Annotated in this window: 18 protein-coding genes; 3 read left to right on the plus strand and 15 right to left on the minus strand. The window is 61.6% G+C overall.

All coding sequences use genetic code 11. From position 1 onward, the window contains the following. The first annotated feature begins 19 nt into the window (after window positions 1–19). Window positions 20–331: a hypothetical protein gene (locus BK665_RS26065; protein WP_123409416.1), complete on the plus strand. Its 312-nt coding sequence runs from the start codon at window positions 20–22 to the stop codon at window positions 329–331. Here BK665_RS26065 and BK665_RS26070 read toward each other — a convergent pair. From BK665_RS26070 to BK665_RS26085, 4 genes are read right to left on the minus strand one after another with little or no spacing between them, the layout of a single operon-like run. Further along, entirely contained in the window at window positions 324–842 is a 519-nt protein-coding gene (locus BK665_RS26070; RefSeq protein WP_123409417.1) for a GNAT family N-acetyltransferase, read from the minus strand. The two genes, BK665_RS26065 and BK665_RS26070, sit on opposite strands and share 8 nt — an antisense overlap. 17 nt (window positions 843–859) lie before the next feature. After that, window positions 860–2,956: an efflux RND transporter periplasmic adaptor subunit gene (locus BK665_RS26075; protein ID WP_123409418.1), complete on the minus strand. Its 2,097-nt coding sequence runs from the start codon at window positions 2,954–2,956 to the stop codon at window positions 860–862. Continuing rightward, window positions 2,957–4,276 (minus strand): efflux RND transporter periplasmic adaptor subunit, encoded by a 1,320-nt coding sequence (locus BK665_RS26080; protein WP_123409419.1) that lies wholly within the window; start codon window positions 4,274–4,276, stop codon window positions 2,957–2,959. Then, on the minus strand, window positions 4,273–5,055 hold the full coding sequence (locus BK665_RS26085; protein WP_123409420.1) for an efflux RND transporter periplasmic adaptor subunit: 783 nt from the start codon (window positions 5,053–5,055) through the stop codon (window positions 4,273–4,275). Before BK665_RS26085 ends, BK665_RS26080 begins: the two co-directional genes overlap by 4 nt. 500 nt (window positions 5,056–5,555) lie before the next feature. Here BK665_RS26085 and BK665_RS26090 point away from each other — a divergent pair, with 500 nt between their 5' ends. Beyond that, window positions 5,556–6,245: an NYN domain-containing protein gene (locus BK665_RS26090; RefSeq protein WP_123409421.1), complete on the plus strand. Its 690-nt coding sequence runs from the start codon at window positions 5,556–5,558 to the stop codon at window positions 6,243–6,245. Here the strand turns inward: BK665_RS26090 and BK665_RS26095 are convergent. The 11 genes from BK665_RS26095 to BK665_RS26145 form a co-directional block, all read right to left on the minus strand. Beyond that, complete coding sequence (locus tag BK665_RS26095; RefSeq protein ID WP_123409422.1) at window positions 6,226–7,773, minus strand: efflux transporter outer membrane subunit; 1,548 nt, start codon at window positions 7,771–7,773, stop codon at window positions 6,226–6,228. The two genes, BK665_RS26090 and BK665_RS26095, sit on opposite strands and share 20 nt — an antisense overlap. Then, a complete protein-coding gene (locus BK665_RS26100; protein ID WP_123409423.1) occupies window positions 7,770–8,831 on the minus strand; it encodes an HlyD family secretion protein in 1,062 nt (353 codons plus the stop codon). Before BK665_RS26100 ends, BK665_RS26095 begins: the two co-directional genes overlap by 4 nt. 26 nt (window positions 8,832–8,857) lie before the next feature. Continuing rightward, window positions 8,858–10,393 carry an MFS transporter gene (locus BK665_RS26105; RefSeq protein WP_123409424.1) on the minus strand — a complete coding sequence of 512 codons (1,536 nt, stop codon included), beginning with the start codon at window positions 10,391–10,393 and terminating at the stop codon, window positions 8,858–8,860. 219 nt (window positions 10,394–10,612) lie between these two features. Further along, window positions 10,613–11,533 (minus strand): LysR family transcriptional regulator, encoded by a 921-nt coding sequence (locus tag BK665_RS26110; RefSeq protein ID WP_123409425.1) that lies wholly within the window; start codon window positions 11,531–11,533, stop codon window positions 10,613–10,615. A 201-nt stretch (window positions 11,534–11,734) separates the two neighbouring features. Further along, the gene (locus BK665_RS26115) at window positions 11,735–12,601 is read right to left on the minus strand and encodes an ABC transporter permease (protein ID WP_123409426.1); all 867 of its coding nucleotides are present in this window, start codon (window positions 12,599–12,601) and stop codon (window positions 11,735–11,737) included. Between the two features lie 20 nt (window positions 12,602–12,621). Next, on the minus strand, window positions 12,622–13,482 hold the full coding sequence (locus BK665_RS26120; RefSeq protein ID WP_123409427.1) for an ABC transporter ATP-binding protein: 861 nt from the start codon (window positions 13,480–13,482) through the stop codon (window positions 12,622–12,624). Window positions 13,483–13,487: 5 nt separating this feature from the next. Further along, a complete protein-coding gene (locus BK665_RS26125) occupies window positions 13,488–14,513 on the minus strand; it encodes an ABC transporter substrate-binding protein (RefSeq protein ID WP_123409428.1) in 1,026 nt (341 codons plus the stop codon). A gap of 17 nt (window positions 14,514–14,530) precedes the next feature. After that, the gene (locus tag BK665_RS26130; RefSeq protein ID WP_123409429.1) at window positions 14,531–15,418 is read right to left on the minus strand and encodes a TauD/TfdA dioxygenase family protein; all 888 of its coding nucleotides are present in this window, start codon (window positions 15,416–15,418) and stop codon (window positions 14,531–14,533) included. 331 nt (window positions 15,419–15,749) lie between these two features. Continuing rightward, entirely contained in the window at window positions 15,750–17,117 is a 1,368-nt protein-coding gene (locus BK665_RS26135; RefSeq protein WP_123409430.1) for an HlyD family type I secretion periplasmic adaptor subunit, read from the minus strand. Then, window positions 17,107–19,263: a type I secretion system permease/ATPase gene (locus BK665_RS26140; RefSeq protein WP_123409431.1), complete on the minus strand. Its 2,157-nt coding sequence runs from the start codon at window positions 19,261–19,263 to the stop codon at window positions 17,107–17,109. Before BK665_RS26140 ends, BK665_RS26135 begins: the two co-directional genes overlap by 11 nt. Before the next feature lie 42 nt (window positions 19,264–19,305). Continuing rightward, window positions 19,306–20,658: a TolC family outer membrane protein gene (locus BK665_RS26145; RefSeq protein WP_123409432.1), complete on the minus strand. Its 1,353-nt coding sequence runs from the start codon at window positions 20,656–20,658 to the stop codon at window positions 19,306–19,308. Between the two features lie 359 nt (window positions 20,659–21,017). Between BK665_RS26145 and BK665_RS35005 the strand changes: the two genes are divergently transcribed. Then, on the plus strand, window positions 21,018–22,791 hold a 1,774-nt coding region (locus BK665_RS35005), incomplete at its 3' end, for a retention module-containing protein (RefSeq protein ID WP_259699659.1).

Consider the following 22,791-nt stretch of genomic DNA (forward strand, 5'->3'; position numbering starts at 1 on the left):
TTTTTCAGGGAGTAGATTCATGCTTGATCAGATTACCGGCGACCACTTCCGCCAGTTGCTCGGCACCTCCAAGCCGCTTTACCTCAGCGATGGCAGCGAGATACCGGTGGTGATCGTGTCCGTGGTGGACAAGCCCAATGCACGCATGTCCGCCAACGGCCGCATGCCGTTTGGCGTTGAACTGAGCAGCGTGGCGCAGACGACCTTCATCGACGGCCCCTGTGCGATCGAGCTGCCGGAGCTGGGCCGGATAGAGGGCATCGTCGTTTCACGCACCCCGGAGCTGGGGCGCGACGCCAGCCACGTCTACTTCGACATCACCGTCAACTGACCACTGCCGATTGCGGCTGGCCGGGATACCAGACCAGCCGTTCGGCCGCCACGTTGCTTTCCTCGACCTGAAACCCCAGCGCCAGATAATGCCGGCGCGCATGGGGATTGTTGGTCCAGACCACCGTCGCCACCGGGCAGCGCACCTGTTCGGCGGCTTTCTGCACACCTTGCAACACCGTGCGGCCATAACCCTTGCCCCGGGCCGCCGGAATAAACGCCAGGTACAACACGCGAATTTCATTGGTGCCGAAATCGGCCGTCAACGCGCCAATCGGTGTGCCGAGTTTTTCCACCACGAAGTGCATGGCGTCGGGATACGACTCGCCGGTGCCCTGCTCCTGCACCTTGAGTTGCTGGGCAACCACCTCTTCCACCAGCTCTTGCTCGCCATCGATCCATTGCAGATCGGGCCGCGCCGAGCGGTAGAGGCTGTGCAAAAACGGCCCGTCGGTGGCACTCGACGGACGCACCACCAGATCACCCACGCCATTGGAATTGTTGTTCAGCATTGCGAAGTCTCCTTGCGCTAAAAACCACTCTCCCTTACGCCCAACGCCGCCATCCGGCGCCAGGCCGTTCCCAGCAATGATTCACTGCGACCTTGCACCACCACCACACCGCGCAACGGCTGGGTCGGGGTGGCGATGCTGTCCAGTGTAGTCAGGCGCACCGCGTACTGGGCCTGGACCGGCTCCGGCCGCTGACTCTGGTCACGGCGCACGGCAATCGGCCCGTGGTGGTCTGAAGTCAGCGCTTCCTGCTCGATGAACCCGGCGCCATTCGCGTCGATTTCACTCAGTTGCACGGCGACGGCCGGGTGCATCGGGTCTTCGGCGATAAATCGCCCCTGAGCCCCGGTCGTGACTCGCCACAACTCGGCCTCCGCCAGATAACCGCGCAATCGCGCGCCCTCCTCGACGACCCTGGCCAGCGCTTCCTTGGGCGACAACCAGCGTCCGGCATTCAATTGCGGCAACAGATCGCGCACCTTACCGGCCTGGGGTGCGCGGATCAGCAAGCGCTCACGCTGCGCGGCCAGACCGCGATACTCAGCCACGGCCTCGGCCAGACGCTGCTCGACGATCCCTGCATCGGCAGCAGTTTCACTGCGGCTGGCCTGACGGCGCATCTGCAATTGCTGGATCTGGATTTCCCGCCGGACGATAGCCTGACGCGAATCGAGGTCTGGCGACTCCAACTCAATCAACACCTCGCCCTGGGCCACCAACTGCCCATCGTGCACATTCACCTGCTTGACCCGCGACGCCACCGGCGCATGCAAGGTGCTGACGCGTCCCGCCTCCAGCATCACCGGCAACTCCACCGCGCTGCGCCATGGCACCGCCAGCAGCAGAACAATCGCCACCAGCCCGAGGGTACTGAGCAACACCCGAGGGGCGTGGGCCTGGTCGCGGCGGGTCCACCACTCACGCCATTCGCGCACGATGGGCAGGAAGATGAACCACACCAGTTCCACCAGCATCAGGAAGATGCCCAACAGCTTGAAGAACAGGTGATACACCGCCAGGGCGATCCCGAAAAACAGCACCGCACGCCATAGCCACGAGCCGTAGCCCCAGATCAGCAAGCGCCGTTGCATCGACGGCGACCAAGGCTCCGGTGCTGGCGCGCCGTAGCCGAACAGGGCTTCGCGCAAACGCCAGCGGCACAGGGCAAAGGCTCGGCCCTGGAGGTTATCGACTTCCCAGAAATCGCTGAGCAAAAAGTAACCATCGAAGCGCATGAACGGGTTGAGGTTGATCACCAGCGTGGTGATCCACGTCGCACTGGCGAGCATGAACGCCGCCGTGCGCCCCGGACCGTCGGGCAGAAACGACCAGGCCAGCAAGGCGATGCTGGCCAGCAGCAATTCCGCCATCACCCCCCCGGCCCCGATCAGCAACCGGGCGCGCCGGTCATTGACCCGCCAGGCGTCGCTGACATCGGTGTAGAACATCGGCAGCATGACCATGAACGCCACGCCCATGCTCTGCACCCGACACCCGGCGCGCTTGGCCATAAAGGCATGGCCGAACTCATGACAGAGCTTGGCAAAGAACAGCGCCACGCCAAACGCGAGGGCGCCGCCGAGGCTGAATAGATGCGGAAAGGTGGCGATAAAGCGCTGCCAGTCCCGGGACACCAGAAACACCCCGAGCATCAGGGTGGCCGGCAAGCCGAAGCGCAAGGCATTCGGGCCGAAGCGCGCCAGCCACGGCCAGGCGCGATTGAGAAACGCATCCGGGCGCCACAGCGGAATGCGGAAAAACAGGTATTGGTGCAACAGGACCTGCCACAGCGTCTGGCGCTGGGCGGCGGCTTTCAGGCTGTAACTGGCGCGCTGTTGCGGGTCGAGGGCGGTGATCAGGTCATGGCCACGGAGGAAATTCAGCAGTTGCTCAAGCTCGGCGCCATCCAGCGGCAGGCCCGGCTCGCGGTTCGCCGCTTGTAACACCTTGTCGGGATCGCCCAGGGACCAGTGGCGCAGCAGGCGCATGGCCGCCGTGCCGAGTTTGAAATAACGACCGCGCACCGGGTCGGCCAGGGTCCAGCGCGGTGAGCCGTCGAGGGCCGGGGCCGCTGCTTGCAATTGCAGATCCGCCCGCAGGCTCGGCAGGCTCATCTACAGGCCCACGCTTTGCCGCAACCCGGCCAGCGGTCGACGTAACAGGTACAACGCCAATGGCGCACGATCACCGAAGATTTTTGCGGTGCCGCGTAAACCGATTCGTGGCGGCGCGGCGTCGAAGTTGGCGTCCAGTCGATACGCCAGTTGTCCGCCAGCGGTGGGTTGCGCTTCGTAGGCCGAGCGTTCGAGTTTGGCCAGGTGCCGCTGCAAGGGATCGCTGTCGAGAAACAGCGAAACCTCGGCTCCCGGCTCCAGGGCAATCGCATCGCCCACCGCCAGTTCGATACGCAACTCGGCCTGGTTCGGGTCGGCGATTTCCATCAGCCGCTCGCCGGTCTGCACCGGTTTACCGGTCCAGCGCTCGGCGTCGGCAAACACGGCGATGCCGTCACGCTCGGCGCGCACTTCGCTGCGTTTTAGCAGTTCGCGGGCGTAATCCCGTTCGGCGCGTTTCTGTTCGACCCGGGCCGCCAGCAGATCGATTTTCGAGCTGGATTCGGCGTCGGCGAAGGAGCGCTGGGAGTTGGCCTTGAGTTCGGCTTCGGCCACGCCCAAGGCCCGTTCGGACACGTCGGCCTGGGCCTTGAGCGTAGTGTTTTCGAAGCGCAGTAGTACGTCGCCGGTTTTCACCGTCTGGTTGGGTTTGACCAGGAATTGCGAAATCACCCCGTCCAGCGGGGCGGCGACCACGCGGCCACCCAACGGCACCACTTCAGCGGGGGCCAGCACCGATTGGCGCACCGGGATGAAAAGGGCGAGCAGCGCCAGCGCGACCAGCGCCACCTGGCGTTTACGGGTCCAGCGCAGTCGCCACGGTTTGCGCGGTTGCAGCGCCAGCCAGGCGTGGCTATAGGTGTCGCCCAATTGCGAGAGCAAAACCTGTTCGGAAGGATTCCAGGGCGTGTCCCGGGCCAGCCACAAACCGCCAAAGACTTCGCCTTGATGGTCCACCAGCGGCAACCAGAATACCTGGGCGGTGGAGAGGCTTTGCCAGTCCGCCTGAATCGAGGCGCTGAGGCCATCGTGGGGGATCACCCGCGCCTGTTTCAGCACACCGAGCTTGAACAGCTGCGCCACCGCTTGCTCGACAAACGCCACGAACGGCGCGTTCGGATCAACCGCGCTGACGCCGGTCACGGCCTGGACCTTGCCGGCAATCAACAACGCCGCATGACGAAAACCGAACAATGCCTGGCCGTCATTGACCAGGCTGTAGGCCAATTGCGCAGAGGTGCGCGCCGCACGAGTCAGGCGTTCGAGATCGAGAAACCGGGCGAATACCTGCTCGGCACCGCCGCTGATCGGGGCGTTCACTTGAGCTCCGCGAAGCGCGCCGTTCCACTCATGCCGGCCAACAGGCCCGTGGCGTTTGGCAGCGTCGCCACCAGCAGCAACGTCTGGCTGCCTTCATCGATCCGCGCCCCCAGGCGCTTGACCGTGGCATCCAGTGGCTGACCGGTTTCATCGGGCACAAAACTGAAAGTCTGGCCGGGCTTGAGCTTGCCCATCCAGCGCGAAGGAATCAGCAAATGGATTTCCAGGGTGCGGTTATCGACGACATCCAGCAACGGCGCGCCAGCCGCCACGCTTTCATAACGCTGGACCTTGCGCTCGACGACCTGGCCGTCAAACGGTGCGAGCACGCTGCAGCGTTTCACCTGCACCTGATAAACCTGGGATTGCGCCTGAGTCTCGCTGACCTTGGCCTCGGCCCGCGCCACTTCGAAACGCCCGACGGAATTCAACGCCGCCAATTGCTTGTTGTGGGCCAATTCTTCACTGGCGCCACGGCTGGCGGCCTGCGCGGCATTGAGCTGGGCCTGAAAACCCGAGCAATCGAACTTCGCCAGGGTATCGCCCTTCTTGAACGACTCGCCCTCGCTGAACGGCAACTCGACAATCCGCCCCGGCAACTCACTGGCGAGCACCGCTTGATCCCGAGCCCGCAGCACACCACGAGCCTCACTGCTGGCCAGGGCGGCGCCGCCGGTAGCGTTGTTGTCCAGCAACGGATCGTCTGGCGCAGGGGTTTGCGCTTGTACTGCGCACGTTACAAAGGTCAATCCGATAACCCAACTTCCAAAACGCGGCATAACCGTGACTCCCTGACGGATGACCGGAGTCTACGACAGCGGGGGGTTGCGTCAAGCGAATAGCCATCATTGGATGGAAATGTGTTGTTTCAAAAAGGACAAAATTTTCAGAGCGCTTGTTTGCTCTCTCACTTAATGAGAGCGGGTACAAAATCCCACACGAAATTGAGAACTCGCCTTCAGTCGAAACTGAAGCGAGCGATGGACGTTTTTGCCTCTATACACCCTCCCCTCACCGCCGCTTGTCTGTCGCAACAATCACTAACAGATGAGGCCATTAGTGACTTGACCAACAACCCGGCGCCTGTCCAAAACTGGGTTGCCGGTGCTGGAAAGAATCCAGTCGAGTAGAGCCCTGATCCGTCAACGGTTGACGTGCATGACACATGCAATTTAGGATTTGCGCACTACTCAACCCCGTACGCAGAGATTCAGTTCTCTGGCAGTTGGGGTGAAAAAACCGGCTTCGGCCGGTTTTTTCGTTTCTGAGGGTTGGATTTGTGCGCACTGCGTTCTTCGTTGATGGCTACAACGTGTTCTACGGGTTGCTGGCTGATACCCCTTACAAATGGCTAAACCTGCCGCAGTTGTTGGCCTATATCGCTCACATTGAAAACCCTCAAAGCTCTGTCGCCTCAATCGACTACTTCACTGCGTCGGTTAAACCGGAACTGGCTACTCGTGGCATCGCATCCAAGGAGGCTCAAGATACTTACGTCCGGGCCCTGAGGGCTCACAATGTTGACGTTCACTATGGTCGCCACCAACTCGAACCGGCGCGCGCGCCCCGTTTCATCAACAAGAAAATCGGTGCCTCGCGTCGGGACACAACGCCTATCTGGAAGCTGGAAGAAAAGGAAACTGACGTCCATATCGCGATAAGCATGTACCGCACCGCGGCCAAACAAACCAAGGTCACCGCAGCTGAAAGCATCCAGCAACTCGTTCTGGTATCCGGGGATACAGATATGGCTCCCGCACTGAAAGCTATCCGAGAAGACTTTCCCCACATAACCATAGGTATCGTTCTTCCATATAGGACAGGGCTCAAACGAATTCCGCCCGGTTCTTTGAAGGATCATTCGCACTGGATGCGACGCGCCATCTCCGCAGAGGAGCTGCAATCACACCAGTTTCCAGACAAGGTCCCTACCCGCAAGACGCCAGCCATCAAACCGGATTATTGGTAGCGACTTTCGCCAGCGGATAAACCGACTCCCATCCCCCACCCAACGCCTTGTACAACCCGACCATAGCCAACGACACGCCCGTCGAACTCTCAACCCATTGCTGCTGGGTCGCCAACAACTCGCCTTGCACGGTCAGTACGTTGACGAAATCCACCACGCCTTCGACGTATTGCTGTTGCGCGGTGCGCAGGGCGATCTGGTTTTGGCGCACGGCTTCGGCGAGGCTGTCGCGGCGTAGTTGGCTGGCGTTGTAGGCGGTCAACTGGTCGTCGATTTCATGCCAGGCGCGCAGCACGGTTTGTTGATAGGCGATGGCTGCCTCCTGTTGTTGGGCTTCGCGCAGGTTGAGCATGCCGCGCAGGCGACCGCCGTCGAACAGCGGCAGGCTGAATTGCGGGCCGATGCCGAACGAGCGCGAGCCCCAGGAGCCGAAATCGCTGAGTTGCATGGCCTGGGAACCGATGTTGCCCGACAGGGTAATGCGCGGATAGAAATCGCCCTTGGCCACGCCAATGCTTGCCGTTGCGGCATGCAAACGGGCTTCGGCCTGGCGGATGTCCGGGCGGCGTTCGGCCAGTTGCGACGGCAGGCCGATGGCGACCTGGCGCGGGGTCTGCGGCACCGGGGCGTCTGTGGATAACTCGGCGTGCAAGGCTTGGGGTGGTTCGCCCATCAGCAAACTCAGGGCGTTGATCAGTTGTGACTGACGCTGCTCCAGCGCTGGCAGGCGCGATTCGATGGCCGCCACTTGCGCGGCGGCTTCGGCGACGTCCAGGTCGGTGGCAACGCCGTCGGCCAGGCGCAGTTGCGAGAGCTTCAGACTGTGCCGGGCAACGTCGAGGTTCTGCTCAGTCACTGCGCGGGTGTTCTGCACGCCGCGCAACTGGATGTAGTCCTGGGCGGTTTCGGCCAATACCGATAGCAGTACGCCGCGACGGTCGTTTTCCGCGACTTCGAGGGTCGCATCGGCGGCTTCGGTTTCCCGGCGCACGCGGCCCCAGAAATCCAGTTCCCAGGACGCGGAGAAACCGGCGTCCCAGAGGTTGAACGCCGAGTCGCCGTTTTTGCCGGACGGGTCGCTCAGGCCCGCGCCGCTGTTGCGTTCACGTCCGTAGCTGCCGGTGGCGGCGGTCGTCGGGTAGCGATCAGCGGTGACGACCTGGCGTGCGGCGCGGCTTTGCTGCAAGCGGCTGCTGGCGAGTTTCAGGTCGAGGTTATCGGTCAGGGCGCGCTGGCTCAGGGCCGCAAGTTTCGGGTCGTGGAAAATCTCCCACCAGCGTTCGTCCATGGTTTGCGAGACGGCTTGGCTTTCGGCAGGTTTGGCGGGTTTTGACCATTCGGCGATTTGTTGTGGTTCGGGTTTGTGGAAGTCGGGGCCGACGGTGCAGGCGGAGAGGCTCAAGACCAGCAAGGTGAGTTGAGGCAACCGACCTCTTCGCGAGCAAGCCCGCTCCCACATTGAAACGCATTCCCCTGTGGGAGCGGGCTTGCTCGCGAAAGCGTCAGACAGACCTATAAAGAGGTTCATTTCTGCGCAACCTCACGCAATTCGGCGGCCGTATCAATCTTCGCCTCAACCGACATCCCCACCCGCAACCGCTGCGCCAACGGCTGCCCCGCATCCAGCACAATCTTCACCGGAATCCGCTGCACCACCTTGGTGAAGTTACCCGTGGCGTTGTCGGGTTTGACCGAGGCAAACGTCACTCCAGTAGCCGGCGCGATGCTTTCGACGCGACCGCTCAACATTTCACCGCCAAGGCTGTCGACGCGAACCTGCACGTCCTGCCCTGGCTGCACGTTCGTCAGTTGTGTCTCCTGGAAATTGGCGACGACATACGCCTGCGCCAACGGCACCACGGCGAGCATCTTGCTGCCGGGCGTGACGTAGGCGCCCACCCGCACGGCCCGCTCACCGATCATGCCATCCTGGGGCGCGACGATGCGCGTGTAGGACAGCTCGTAACTGGCGATTTCCAGCGCCGCTTGCGAGCGTTTCAGCCCACCTTCGGCGGCATCGCGCTGGGCGGTGAGGATGTCCACTTGCTTGCGTTCTGCCGCCAACACCGCTGTGGCATTGGCCAGCCGAGCGGTCGCCTGATCGATGCGGGTGCGCGCCTGTTGCGCGTTCTGCACCGTCCCGGCACCGACGCCAGCAAGGTGGTCGTAGCGATTCAATTCATGCTCGGCGAAGGCCATTTCCGCCTTGGCCGAGACCACCGTGGCTTGGGCCTGGGCGATCACCGACGTCTGGCGCTCAAGGGTAGCCCGAGCATTTTGCAGTTGCGCCCGAGCGACCAGGGTTTCGGCATCGGCAGCCTGGGCAGCGGCGCGCAGGTCGCGGTCATCGATCAACGCCAGTAACTGCCCGGCCTTGACCTGCTGGTTGTCTTCCACCAACACCTCTTTGATAAACCCGGCGACTCGCGGTACGACCAGGGTGAAGTCCGCCGAAACAAAGGCGTCGTTGGTGGTCTGCTGCGTGCGTTTGCCGAACAGTCCCGGCGCGATCAGGTAAATCAGCACGCCGACCGCGATGGCTGCGGCCACACCGACCGCCACTTTTTGCTTGGTAAAAGTCGTCATAAAAACCTTCAGTTTCAGTGATGCGTTCAGGTCGGCGCACGGGGCGGAAAGATCCGCGTCGGCAGCCAGAAAATCAGCAGGATCAGCGCGACAGCGACACCCGCCATACACAGATAAAGATCGGAAGCGGTCAGCACCACGGCCTGCTCATGCAGTCGGTGGGCAAGGCCGGCGCTGTCGCTGTCGACCAGGGGCGAATTGCCGAGGCGGTCCACCAACATGGTCGAGTGGAAATGCAGGCGTGCGGTGGTCAGCGCGTCGATGATGCCGGTGGCGATCACCGCCGAGAGGCCTTTGACGGTGTTGAACCAGGCCGAGGCGAACGGCCCTTCCATCGGCGTGATGCTGCCGGTGGCAAGCATCAACAGCGGCAACACCGCCATGGGTTGTCCGAAGATTTGCAGCAGTTGCAGCACGTAGAAATCATCGCGAATCCACGCCGACGTCAGTTGCGAACCACCGAGGCAGGACAACACCAACATGCTCAAGCCAAGCCCCAGCACCCAACGGCAATCGACCCAGCGCAGGTTGCACAACGCCGCCACCAATGGCAGTGCGATCAACTGCGGCAGCGCAGCGATCAGCATGATCGGCGCGGTCTGAATCGGCCGATAACCCTGGACTTGCGCCAGGTAACTCGACGGAATGACCACCACCGCCAGCAACACCACCAACACCCCGGCCAGGGTCATCAAGGCGAACGACAGGTTGCGAATGCCGAGCATCTGCAACTTGAAGAACGGGATCGGCTGCGACCATTCGTTGATCAGGAACAGCACCAACAACAGCAAACCGCCGCCAAGCAAAAAGCAGATCAGGCTCGATTCAAACCAGTCCAGCCGATTGCCCTGCAGGATGCCGATCACCAGCATGCAGATCGCCGGAAACCCCAGCAACAAACCGCGCCAGTTGAACTGCTTCAAGCGCTCCAGGCGCAGCGGGTCCTGGGGCAAACCGTAAGCCACTGCCGCCATGGCGATCAGGCACGGCACGATGATTTGCCAGAAGGTCCATTGCCAGCCGACGTACTCGGTCCATAACCCGGCCAAGGGTGTGCCGAGGCCGGGGCCGAAGGTTGCGGTCAGGGCATACCCGGCCAGGCCGTAGAGCTTGACGTTGGCCGGCAGGAAACGCAGGGCGACGGTCATCAACATCGGCGGCAACGCCCCGCCGGCCAGGCCCTGGACGATGCGCATCAGCAGCAGGCTTTCGTAATTCGGCGCGAACGGGCACAGCACGCCCAGCAGCGTGAAAGCGCCGATGGCGTAGAGGGTGAAGCGGCGTAACGAGAACGTCACCGAGCACCATGGCGCGAAGGCCATCGCTGCCACGGAGGTCGCGGTGTAGCTGGCGACCAGCCAGGTGCCTTCGTCGTAACCGATGGCCAACGCGCCGCGAATGTCGGCCAGGGCGACCTTGGTCACCATCTCGTTCAGGCCGGACACCAGCACCGCCAGCAACACGCCCACCAGACCGATGATGATCCGCAGACCGAAGACCGGTGGCGTGACGGCGGCAGGGCTGGCCGCAGCGAGGGGGGCTGGGGCCGTGAGGGAAGTCATGGACTCGCTCCGGAATAGGAAATACCGGGGCATTTTATGGAGGGCGGGGCGTTACGAAAATTGACTTATTGGCAGTTTATAACTGCGCCAGACGCAACGATGACCAATCCCTTGTGGGAGCGGGCTTGCTCGCGAAAGCGGTGGGTCAGTCAATATGAATGTTGAATGTGCCGGCCTCTTCGCGAGCAAGCCCGCTCCCACAGGGGACTTACTTCGGCTTCAAACCGGCTGCGCAGCCAACCAGGTCTCATCGCAGCACGCCTTGAGGGTTTCGCGCATCCAGCGGTGGGCCGGGTCTTTGTCGTAGCGCGGGTGCCAGGCCTGGGTCAGCATCAGCATCGGCAATGGAATCGGCAAGGTGAACGAGCGCAATTTCAAGCCCAGGCGCCGCACGCTTAGCAGCGCTTCCTTGGGCACCGGCAGCAGCAGGTCGGAATCGGGCAGGGCAAACATCGCCGCATGGAAACTCGGCGCAATCACCGCCACCCGCCGCTCCAATCCCAAGGCTTCCAGTGCCGTATCAATTGGCCCACGGGCGATCCCGCGTCGGGACATGCTGATATGGGAAAACCCGGCATAGCGCTCGGCAGTGATTTCTTCGGCAAACAGCGGATGATCTTCCCGGGCCAGGCCGACGAAGTGGGTGGAGAACAGGTTTTGAATCTTCACTTCCGGCATCGACGGGCGATTGTTGCTGACGCTCAGGTCGATCCGCCCTTCGCGCAGCGCCTCGTCGTCACCATCGCCTTCCGGGACGAAACGCAGTTCACAGTGCGGGGCCTGGCGCTCCATGGTGTCGAACAGCTTGCCGCCGTAGACGCCGACGAAAAAGTCATTGGCGCGGATGCTGAAGCGCCGGCGCAGGGTGCCCAGTTCCACGGCGTCCGCCGAACGAAACAGCAACGCCGCCTGCTCCACCACGTCCCGCACCTGCTCGCGCAGCGCCAAGGCCCTGGGGGTTGGCACCAGGCCACGTCCGGCGCGCACCAGGATCGGGTCGCCGATGGCTTCGCGGATACGGGTCAGCGTTCGGCTCATGGCGGCCGGGCTGAGGTTCATCCGCCGCGCGGCGCCCACCACACTGCCCTCGTCGAGCAAGGCATCGAGGGCGACCAACAAGTTCATGTCCGGGAGTTGCATGCTGAGCACTCTTGGCTGATCAGGATTGATTCAGGCGCAATGCTAGCAGACACACTTGAATTGAGTGGTGACTGGACTGACGCCTTCGCGAGCAAGCCCGCTCCCACAGGGTGTTTTGCCTTGCACAAAATCTTCATTAACTGAAGATCCCCTGTGGGAGCGGGCTTGCTCGCGAAGAGGCCAGTCCAGGCACCACAAAACTCAGCGCTGCATCCCCCACCGCTTCACCGTCACCCGCTCCAGGGTATCGAACACCAGGTTCTCCACCAGCAACCCAATCAGAATCACCACTGCCAACCCCGCAAACACCTTGTCCGTGTACAGCTCATTGCGATTCTGAAAGATGTACCAACCCAACCCGCCCTTGCCGCTGGTCGCGCCGAACACCAGTTCCGCCGCGATCAGGGTGCGCCAGGCAAACGCCCAGCCGATTTTCAGCCCGGCAAGAATCGACGGCAATGCCGCCGGAATCAGGATGAACAACACAAAGCGCATGCCCTTGAGGCCATAGTTGCGCCCGGCCATGCGCAGGGTTTCCGAGACGCCGAGGAACCCGGCGTAAGTGTTCAACGCCAAAGCCCAGAGCACCGAATGCACCAGCACGAAAATCAGGCTGTTTTGCCCCAGGCCAAACCACAGCAAGGCCAGGGGCAACAGCGCAATCGCCGGCAACGGGTTGAACATCGAGGTCAGCGTGCTCAGCAGGTCACGACCGAACTGCGTCGACACCGCCAACGTGGTCAGGGCAAACGCCAGGACGATGCCGATCAGATAACCCTTGAGCAAAACCACCAGGGAAATCCACACCTTGCCCAGCAACTCACCACTGAGCAGACCGTCGTACAACGCGCTGGCGGTTTGCAAAAAACTCGGCAGCAGCAGGTCGTTGTTCTGGATACGGGCGACGATTTCCCACAGCACCGCCAGCAAGATCAGGATCAGGCTTTTACGAATCCAGCCCTGTTGCCATACACGCTGGCCGAGGGGCAATTCTCGCTCCAGCGGTACGCTCGTCAGGGGCTCTAATACGGTTTCGAATTCTTTACGCGCAGATGAAAACTGGCTCATCGGGCAATCCTCTCAATGGCTCAGTAAGCGATGCGAATGTCAGAGAAATCCAGCTCGCGCTCGGTTTCCGGGGACTGGCCTTCATCGAACAACAACCGGTGAATCCGCCGCGCCGATTCCTGAAACGCCACGCCACCGAGGCTGTGCAAATCGTATTGATGGCTGTGGACTTCCGCCCGCACCCGCCCGGGATGCGGTGACAGCAGCAGGATGCGATTGCCCACCACCAGCGCCTCTTCGATGGAATGCGTCACGAACAACAGCGTGAAGCGCACCTCTTCCCAGAGCAGCAGCAATTCTTCCTGCATCTTGCGTCGGGTCAGTGCGTCGAGGGCGGCGAAGGGTTCGTCCATCAGGAGGATTTTCGGCTGCATCGCCAAGGCCCGAGCAATCGCTACTCGCGCCTTCATACCGCCCGACAAGGTGTGCGGATAGGCATCGGCAAACGCCGCCAACCCGACCTTGTCCAGATAGTGCAGCGCCCGCTCTTCGGCCTCTTTGCGTTTGAGGGTTTTGGAGGCCAGCAGCGGAAACATCACGTTCTGTTTGACGGTTTTCCACGGCGGCAGTTGGTCGAATTCCTGAAACACCACGATCCGGTCCGGGCCTGGCGCATTGACGGTTTGCCCCAGCAGACGAATCTCGCCCTCGCACGGCTGGATGAACCCGGCCACTGCTTTGAGCAACGTCGATTTACCGCACCCGGACGGGCCGAGCAGCACAAAGCGGTCCGCCGGATCGATCTCGAAACTCACTTGATGGGTCGCGCGAACCACCCGTTGCGGCGTGCGGTATTCCAGGCTTACGTGATCAACCGACAGCAGCGCCTGGGTTGCCGTGGTCGGGTTGCTGGCCGTGTGGCCTTGCAAGGGGGCGTTCATGTCGATCAGCTCCCTTGCAGCGGTTTGGCGTCCTGGAAGAAATAATCCTTCCACGAATCCGGTTTGTTTTTGATCGCGCCGACGCGGTACAGGAATTCGGCCAGCGGGTAGGTGTTTTTCGGCGTGACGCTGAACTCGAACTGCGGGTTGTCGATGATTTTCAGCAGCGCCGCACGGTCGATTTTGGCTTTTGTCACGCGGATGTATGTGTCCGCCGCCGCGCCTTTATCGTTCTGCGCAAATTGCGCCGCTTCGGTCAGCGCCTCGACGAACGCCTTGTAGGTTTTCGGGTTCTCGTCGCGGAATTTTTCGGTGGCGAACAGCACCGTCGGCGAGTTCGGGCCGAGCAGGTCGTAGGTGTTGAGCACCACATGCACGTTGGGGTTTTCCAGCGCCTGATCCTGGAACGGCGGGTTGGAGAAATGCCCGGTCAGCTCGGTGCCGCCCGCGATCAGCGCAGCAGTGGCGTCCGGGTGCGGAATGGCGATGGTGTACTTGTCGAGGCGATTGAATTCCTTGTCGCCCCACTGTTTGGCGGCCGCGTATTGCAAGAAGCGCGACTGCACCGACACCCCGACCGCCGGCACCGCAATGCGGTCCTTCTCGGTGAAGTCGGCAATGGTTTTGACCTTGGGATTGTTGCTCACCAGGTAGTACGGGAAGTTACCCAACGAAGCCACAGCTTTGACGTTCTGCTTGCCGTGGGTGCGGTCCCAAATGGTCAGCAGCGGACCGACGCCGGCCCCGGCAATGTCGATGGAGCCGGAGAGCAACGCATCGTTGACCGCCGCCCCGCCCGAGAGCTGGGTCCAGTCGACCTTGATGTCGATGCCTTCCTGCTTGCCGTACTTCTCGATCAGGTTCTGATCGCGCACCACGTTGAGCAACAGGTAAACAATGCCGAACTGCTCGGCGATGCGGATTTCACCTTCAGCCTGGGCCACGGTCGGCGCCATCAGGCTGCCGGCGATCAGGCTGAAACCCAGGCCGATGGCCGCGGCCAGCGGTGCCAATGAAAGACGTTTGGACATGGTGGTTCTCCGGCAAATCAGAAAGGCGCGTCGCCCTGGATGGTGGTGCGATACAACTTGCGGCGCAGGTAGCTCGGGCACCCGGCGGCAAGGTGGATCAGCGAACGGTTGTCCCAGAACACCAGGTCGTGGGGCTGCCACTGATGGCGGTAGATGTTTTGCGGCAACACGCTGTGGGCGTAGAGCTCGGCGAGCAGTTGCTGGCTCTCGTCTTCCGGCAGGCCAACGATGCGCGTGGTGAAGCCTTCGCTGACGAACAACGCCTTGCGCCCGTTTTCCGGGTGAGTGCGCACGATCGGGTGCACGACTTCGGCGACCTGGGCCAGTTGCTCCGGGGTCAGGGTCGGACGCCAATTGCCTTCGAATTTGGTTTCGCTGTAGCGCGCCGTGTAGGAGTGGGCGGCGGATCGACCTTCGACGGCTTTACGCAGCGCGTCGGGCAAGCCGTCCCAGGCTTTGTGCATGTCGGCGAACAGGGTGTCGCCGCCCTCGGACGGCAGCTCTTGGGCGTGCAGCATCGAGCCCAGGCTTGGCAGTTCTTTATAGGAAAGGTCCGAATGCCAGAACTTGCCGGCATCACCGAGGCCAACGGACACGCCGTTTTCGATGATGTTGGACACGATGAGGATTTCCGGGTGGCCGGTCAGCAAGAACTGTTTGAGCACGTGGATTTGCAACACGCCGAAACGGCGGCTGAAGTCGATTTGCTGCTCGGGGGTAATGCGCTGGTCGCGGAAGACAACGACGTGATAATCCAGGTGCGCACGGTGGATGCGCGCGAAATCCTGGTCATTGATCGGGCGGGACAGGTCCAGGCCGATGATTTCGGCACCGACGGCGCCGCTGAACGGGCGGATATCAAAGGTTTGCGGCGCGATGCTTTGAGACGTAGAGACGGCTGACATGTAAATCACTCCCACGCACGGCACGCTCAAGGGCGCGCGCGTCGATCAGAAACTCACGGAGGTCCCGTGTTGGTTCGTGTCGTGCGGCGCGCCGATTGGTCGGCGGGTACGCAGGAGAGTGACTTTATAGTCATAAGAATTGAAATTTAAATACCGTTAGTGAATAACGATATGCCACCGATTGTTCCTACGCGCCTGCGTGGGAACGATCAGTTCGGCTTTTGGATTGTGGTGTCTTTTAGGCCGCCTTCGCGAGCAAGCCCGCTCCCACATTGGTTCTGCGTGTGGGAGCGGGCTTGCTCGCGAAGAGGCCAGAAGCAGCAACCGAAGACTATCGCTCGTGCAGAGCCTCAGCCCGCGCCCGAATAATCGGCTTGAGCAGATAGCTGAGCACGGTCTTCTTGCCGGTAATGATGTCCACCGACGCCACCATCCCCGGGATGATCAGCAACGGCTTTTCATCAGTCCCGAGGTGACTGCGGTCGGTGCGCAGCTTGATGATGTAGTACGTGGTTTTCTTGTCTTCATCGGTGATGGTGTCGGCGCCGATCTGCTCAAGCTTGGCTTTGAGCCCACCATAAATGGTGTAGTCGTACGCGGTGAACTTCACCGTCGCCTCTTGCCCCGGGTGCAGGAACGCGATGTCTTGCGGGCGAACCTTTGCTTCCACCAGCAAGGTATCGTCCAACGGCACGATTTCCACCAGGTCGACGCCCGGCTGAATCACGCCGCCAATGGTGTTCACCAGCAATTTGTTGACGATCCCGCGCACTGGCGATGTCACCAGTGTCCGGCTCACGCGATCTTCCAGCGCCTTGCCGGTGGCCTGGGCCTTGTTCAGGTCGGTGCGGGCTTCGTTGAGTTGGGTCAGGGCTTCGCTGCGGAATTTGCCGCGGGTTTCGTCGATCTTGCGCTGCACTTCCTTGATCGCTGACTCGGCACGGGGTATCGCCAGGGTGGTCGCGTCCAGTTGGCCACGGGTTTCCACTTCGGCGCGTTTGAGCCGCAGCACTTCCACCGGCGACACCGCGCCCTGGGCCACCAACGGCTCGGACATGTTGATTTCCTGGCGTTGCAACGCCAGGCCGTTGCGGTACTGCGACTGTTTGGAGGTGAATTCGCGCAGTTCCTGCTGACGCTGGATCAACTGCTCCTGCAAGCCACCGATTTCATCATGCAACTGCTGACGACGGCTGGTGTACAGCGACTCTTCGCTGGCCGCCTGGCCCGGTACGGCTTTGAGCACGTCGGCCGGGAAGTTCAGCGGACGGTCATCCACCTCGGCGCTCAAGCGCTCGACCCGCAGCAGCATCGACAGGCGATCCGCTTCGGTTTCGCCAACGTTGGAGGCGAATCGCGTGTCGTCCAGGCGAATCAGCGGTGCGCCGGCCTCGACGATCTGGCCTTCCTTGACGAACAGTTCGGAAACGATCCCGCCCTCAAGGTTCTGGATTTTCTGGATCTTTGACGACGGGATCGCCTTGCCGTCGCCCTTGGTCACTTCGTCGATGACGGCGAAGTTGGCCCAGAGCATCAGGAACACGAAAAAGCCGATGATTGCCCAGATGGTCAGCCGCACCACGCGCGGCGCATCTTCGATCAGCGCTTTGTTCACTTCCGGCAACGGCTGGCCTTGCAGCGACGCCGAGCCTTTGAAGTAACGGCGCACAGAATCCCTGAAACCCGACTTAAGCAACACTGATCTGCCCCTTCTTCAACGCTTCCATCACGGCGGCTTTCGGGCCATCGGCGAGAATCTGTCCACGGTCGATCACCAACAGGCGATCCACCAGCGACAGTAGCGACGCCCGGTGCGTCACCAGCACCACGGTTTTGCTTTCAATCACTGCAGCAAGGCGTTGCTTGAGGCGTTCTTCGCCGGTGTTGTCCATGGCGCTGGTCGGTTCGTCGAGCAGCAGGATCGGCGGATTGAGCAACAGTGCGCGAGCGAGGGCCACGTTCTGGCGCTGGCCGCCGGACAGGTTCTGCCCGCGCTCGCCGACTTGCAGTTCATAACCTTGCGGGTGCAGACGGGCGAATTCGTGGACGCCGGCCAGTTCGGCGGCTTGTAGCACCAGTTCGTCTTCTACATAGCGCGCACCCGAGACCAAGTTGTCGCGCAGCGTACCGGCGAGCAATTGAATGTCCTGGGGCACGTAGCCAATGTTGTGGCGCAACTCGCTGACGTCGATCTGGCGGATATCCACACCATCCACCAGCAAGGCGCCGTCGTCCGGTTGATAAAGGCCCACCAGCAACTTGGCCAGGGAGCTTTTGCCCGAGCCGCTGCGACCGATGATGCCGATTTTTTCGCCGGGTTTGATGATCAGGTTGATGTTCTTCAGCGCCGGATTTTGCTGGTTCGGGTAAGTGAAGTTCAGCTGACGGCATTCGATGGCGCCTTGCAGGACCTTGCGGCTCAGCGGGCGCTCGTCGAAATTGCGCTCTTGCGGCAGCTCCATCATCTGGTCCACCGAGACCATCGTCACCTTCGCTTGCTGGTAACGGGTCAGCAGGCCGGACAGCGAGGCCAGCGGGCTCAGCGCACGACCGCTGAGCATGTAGCAGGCAATCAGGCCGCCCATGCTCAGGTGACCGTCGATGATCTGGTACACGCCGAAGACGATCATGATCACCCCGGCCAGTTGCTGGATCAGCAAGGTGATGTTCATCGCCAGGCCGGAGAGCATTTTCACCCGCAGTTCGAGGCGGCTTAGGGTGCCGATGGTCTGTTCCCACTGGTACTGGCGTTCGCTTTCGGCGTTGTTGACCTTCACCGCGTCGAGGCCGGCGAGGGTTTCGATCAGGCTCGACTGACGCTCGGCGGCGAGGGCCATGGTGCGTTCCATCGTCGCTACCAGCGGCTTCTGCAACGCATAACCGATCAGCAGCGCAATCGGGAACGCCAGCACCGGAATCCACACCAGGTGCCCGCCAAGAATGGCGATGACCATGAAGATCAGCAGGGTAAACGGCAGGTCGATCAGGCTAGTCAGCGTCAGCGAGGCGAGGAAGTCGCGCAGGCTCTGAAACTCGTGGATGTTCTGCGCGAAGCTGCCGACCCGGGCCGGGCGGTACTTCATGGCCATGCCGACGATGCGCTCGAACAGCGTGGCCGAGATGATCAGGTCGGTTTTCTTCCCGGCCAGGTCCAGACACAGACTGCGCAGGCTCTTGAGGATCAGGTCGAACAGATAGGCGCCGGTGATGCCGATCGCCAGCACCCACAGGGTCGATTCCGCCTGGTTCGGCACCACGCGGTCGTAGACGTTCATCACGAACAGCGGCGCGGCCATGGCGATGATGTTGATCAGGAAACTGGCGGCGATGGCGTCGGCATACAGCCAGCGCGAACGCTTGAGGGTGTCGCGGAACCACGAACGCGCACGCGGAATCAGCGTGCCGTGGTTCACGTCAAATTTATGTTGGGGTTGGGCGAAGAAGACTTTGCCGATGTAGTCGTCGGCCAGCAATTCACGGCTGACGACACTTTCGCCGCCATCGGTTTCGCTGAGCAGCACACGGGCCTGGTCGTCGCCCTGCCAGCCAAGCAAAACGGCACTGCGTCCGTCCTTGAGCAGCAACAGCGCCGGCATCGCAATCGCCGGAATGTCTTCCAGCTTGCGTTGCAGCACCCGCCCTTGCAGGCCGGCGCGAGCGGCGGCACGGGGCAGCAACTCGACGCTCAGGCGTTGCTTGGGCAGCGGCAGACCGGTGGTGAGCATCGCCGCGCTGGCCGGTTTCTGGTGCAGCGTGCACAGGGCCAGCAGACCATCCAGTAACGGATCGTCATGCAGCGCGCGTGGATCATGAATGAGTTGAACTCGACTGACTTCTGATTCCACGCTCGGCACTCTTGGCTAACAATTGAACAATAAAGGTCCTGCTCAATTCATACCGGGCAATTGAACCTTTGGCTTCACGTCGTTCTGCACAACGGATGCCAACGGTGCGACCACTCCCTGGCTCTTGAGCAACTCGCCCATGGTCGCCTTGATTCGGTACTGAGTAAATAACTGAGTGTTTTTTATGTCCGCCAGACGACGGGACGCGGTGAACAACTCGTTTTCACTGTCGAGCAAGTCGAGCAAGGTCCGCTGACCGAGGCTGAACTGCTTCTGGTAAGCGGTGCGCACCGCGGTGCTGTGGTCGACATATTGCTGGGCGATCGGCACTTGGGCATTGGCGTTGTTCAACGCGTTCCAGGCCAGGCCCAGTTCTTCGTTCAACACGCGCAAGGCGTTGTTGCGGATATCCAGCGCCTGGTTCGACAGGTACGACTTGGATTCCAGGTCCGCCTTGTTGCTGCCACCGGCGAACAGGTTGAAGCGCATGCGCAACATGGCTTGCCATTCGTTGCTGTGACCATTCTGGCCGTCGACATCGTTGTCGGCAGAACGCCCCAGTTCGGCGTCGAAACGCGGGTAGAACGACGACTTGGCGGCGTCGTACTGCTTCTCGGCGGCGGCGATATCAGACTCGGCGGAGCGCAGGATCGGGCTGTTTTCCAGCATCTGCGAGCGGGCTTCATTCAGGTTGGCCGGCAGCAGGGCGAGGAATGGCGCAGGACGCTCGAGCTGGTCGGGCATCTGGCCCACGGCACTGAGGAAGTTGGTCTCGGCGTCGGCCAGGTTGGTCTGTTCGGTGATCAGGTTGTTGCGGGCCTGGGCCATACGGGCTTCGGCCTGATCCATGTCAGCGCCGCTGCCAACACCCCGGGAGGTGCGCAATTTGATCTGATCGAAGATCCGCTCGTGGCTCTTCAGGTTCTCTTCGGCCAGACGCACGAATTCGCGGCGGGTCAGCACGTCGAGGTAAACCTGGGCCACGGTCAACGCGGTGCGCTCGGAAGTGCCCAGCAGGGAATAGGCACGGGAGTTAACGGTGGCTTGTTGACGCCCCACTTCGCTGGACGTCGCAAAACCGTCAAAAACCATTTGCGACAGACGCAAACTTGACTCGCTGCGGTTCAGGGTTTCCCAGTGATTGCTGCCGGTGTCGGCGCGGGTGGTGACGTTATCCGTACCTTCGCGACCATAACCGCCCAGCAGATCGACCCGTGGCAGGTATCCACCTTTGGCGGCCTTTAACTGATAATCCGCGGCCAATCGGCTATTAACCGCTGCCTGGATTTCCGGATGGACGTCCAGCGCTTGTTGCATGGCTTCTGGAAGGCTTTGTGCTTGGACGAAACTGGCGGCAAGGGCGAAGGGTAACGCTTTGAACAAGTACGAACGCATGTAGAAAATTTCCCAGAACTTCTTGTCTTGAATCACAGCAAAGAGTGGCGCTGCGTCGGATGATGGTGACCGGAATGACCGTATGTCGGAAAGTTCAAAACAGGAACTGGATCACACGCTGTAGGACAGGTCGCCGCTTAAATATCAATGTGACATTACTGGGGCGATTGTTTAGGATGGCACCCATAAGGTCAATAGTTTGGCATAAACTAAATAGCGAAAAAATATAGCCAAATTATTGACGGATTGCAGCGTCAAGCTTATGCACTAAATTTTTTAAAAGTACGTCCAGACTGCTTTGGCGAGTTCGCCATCAGGTCCATGGAAGTCAACTGAACGTGACACCCGGAGAGTCTTCAATGAGCAGTGTTGTTGCCATCGTCAAAAGCATTGTTGGTCAAGTTTTCGCGGTGTCCCCAGAGGGCGTCCGCCGCGTACTCGTTGAAGGCGACCGGCTGTTTGTCGGCGATCAGGTAGACACCGGTGCCGCTGGCGCCGTCACGCTCGAACTGGCCGATGGCCGGACCCTGGACCTGGGCCGCGACACCCAATGGAGTGGCACCGATCCGGATTCCAGCACCGACCTGGCAGAAGCCACTGCACAAGCCGCGCCATCGGTTGAAGAGCTGCAGCAGGCCATCGTTGCCGGCGCCGACCCGACCAAAGACCTCGAAGCCACCGCAGCCGGCCCAACCGCTGCGGGCACTGGCGGCGCAGCAGGTGGTGGCCATAGCTTCGTGCTGTTGGATGCCACCGCTGGCCGGGTAGACCCGACCATTGGTTTCCCGACCGCGGGCATCGGCTCTGCCGGGGCGGCCACCCAGAACACCATTGGCGGCCAGACCACCAACAACGCCAACATCGTGCAGGCCTCGACCCTGAGCCTCAGCGCCACGCCGACCATCACCGAAGCCGGCGGCGTGCTGGTTTACACCGCGACCCTGACCCAGGCACCGACCAGCGACCTGACCATCACCCTGTCCAACGGCTCGGTGATCGTGATCCAGGCGGGCCAAACCACCGGCACCGTCAACGTGCCCCTGGCGCCGAACGACACCGTTTATAACGACCCGAGCCAAATCGACGTCACCGTCACCGGCACCACCGGCGGCGCCGGCATCATCGTCACCACGCCAACCGGCCCGGCGACGACTCAAGTCACCGACACCATCGACACCACCACCGTCACCCTGACCGCGGGCAACACCGTCACCGAAGGCGGCGTCATTACCTACACCGCGACCCTGACCAACCCGGCACAGACCCCGGTCACCGTCACCCTGTCCAACGGTTCGACCATCACCATCGAAGCCGGCAAGACCACCGGCAGCGTGGACGTTCCGACGCCAGCCAATGACGTTTATCAGAACGGCAGCACCGTCACGACCACGATCACCGGCACCACCGGCGGCAACTTCGAACAGTTGACCCCGAACCCGACGCCGGCCGTGACGACCATTACCGATTCGGTCGACACCACCACCGTCACCCTGACGGCGGGCAACACCGTCACCGAAGGCGGCGTGATTACCTACACCGCGACCTTGACCAACCCGGCGCAGACGCCAGTCACGGTCACCCTGTCCAACGGCTCAACCATCACCATCGAAGCCGGCAAAACCACCGGCAGCGTGGATGTTCCGACGCCAGCCAATGACGTCTATCAGAACGGCAGCACCGTCACGACCACGATCACCGGCACCACCGGCGGCAACTTCGAACAGTTGACCCCGAACCCGACGCCGACCGTGACGACCATTACCGATTCGGTCGACACCTCCACCGTCACCCTGACCGCGGGCAACACCGTCACCGAAGGCGGCGTGATTACCTACACCGCGACCCTGACCAACCCGGCGCAGACCCCGGTCACCGTGACCCTTTCCAACGGTTCGACCATCACCATCGAAGCCGGTAAAACCACCGGCAGCGTGGACGTTCCGACGCCAGCCAATGACGTTTATCAGAACGGCAGCACCGTCACGACCACGATCACCGGCACCACCGGCGGCAACTTCGAACAGTTGACCCCGAACCCGACGCCGGCCGTGACGACCATTACCGATTCGGTCGACACCACCACCGTCACCCTGACCGCGGGCAACACCGTCACCGAAGGCGGCGTGATTACCT

Origin of the sequence: Pseudomonas frederiksbergensis, from assembly GCF_003732665.1 — a bacterium.
In the GTDB taxonomy this organism is placed as follows: Bacteria; Pseudomonadota; Gammaproteobacteria; order Pseudomonadales; family Pseudomonadaceae; genus Aquipseudomonas; species Aquipseudomonas frederiksbergensis_G.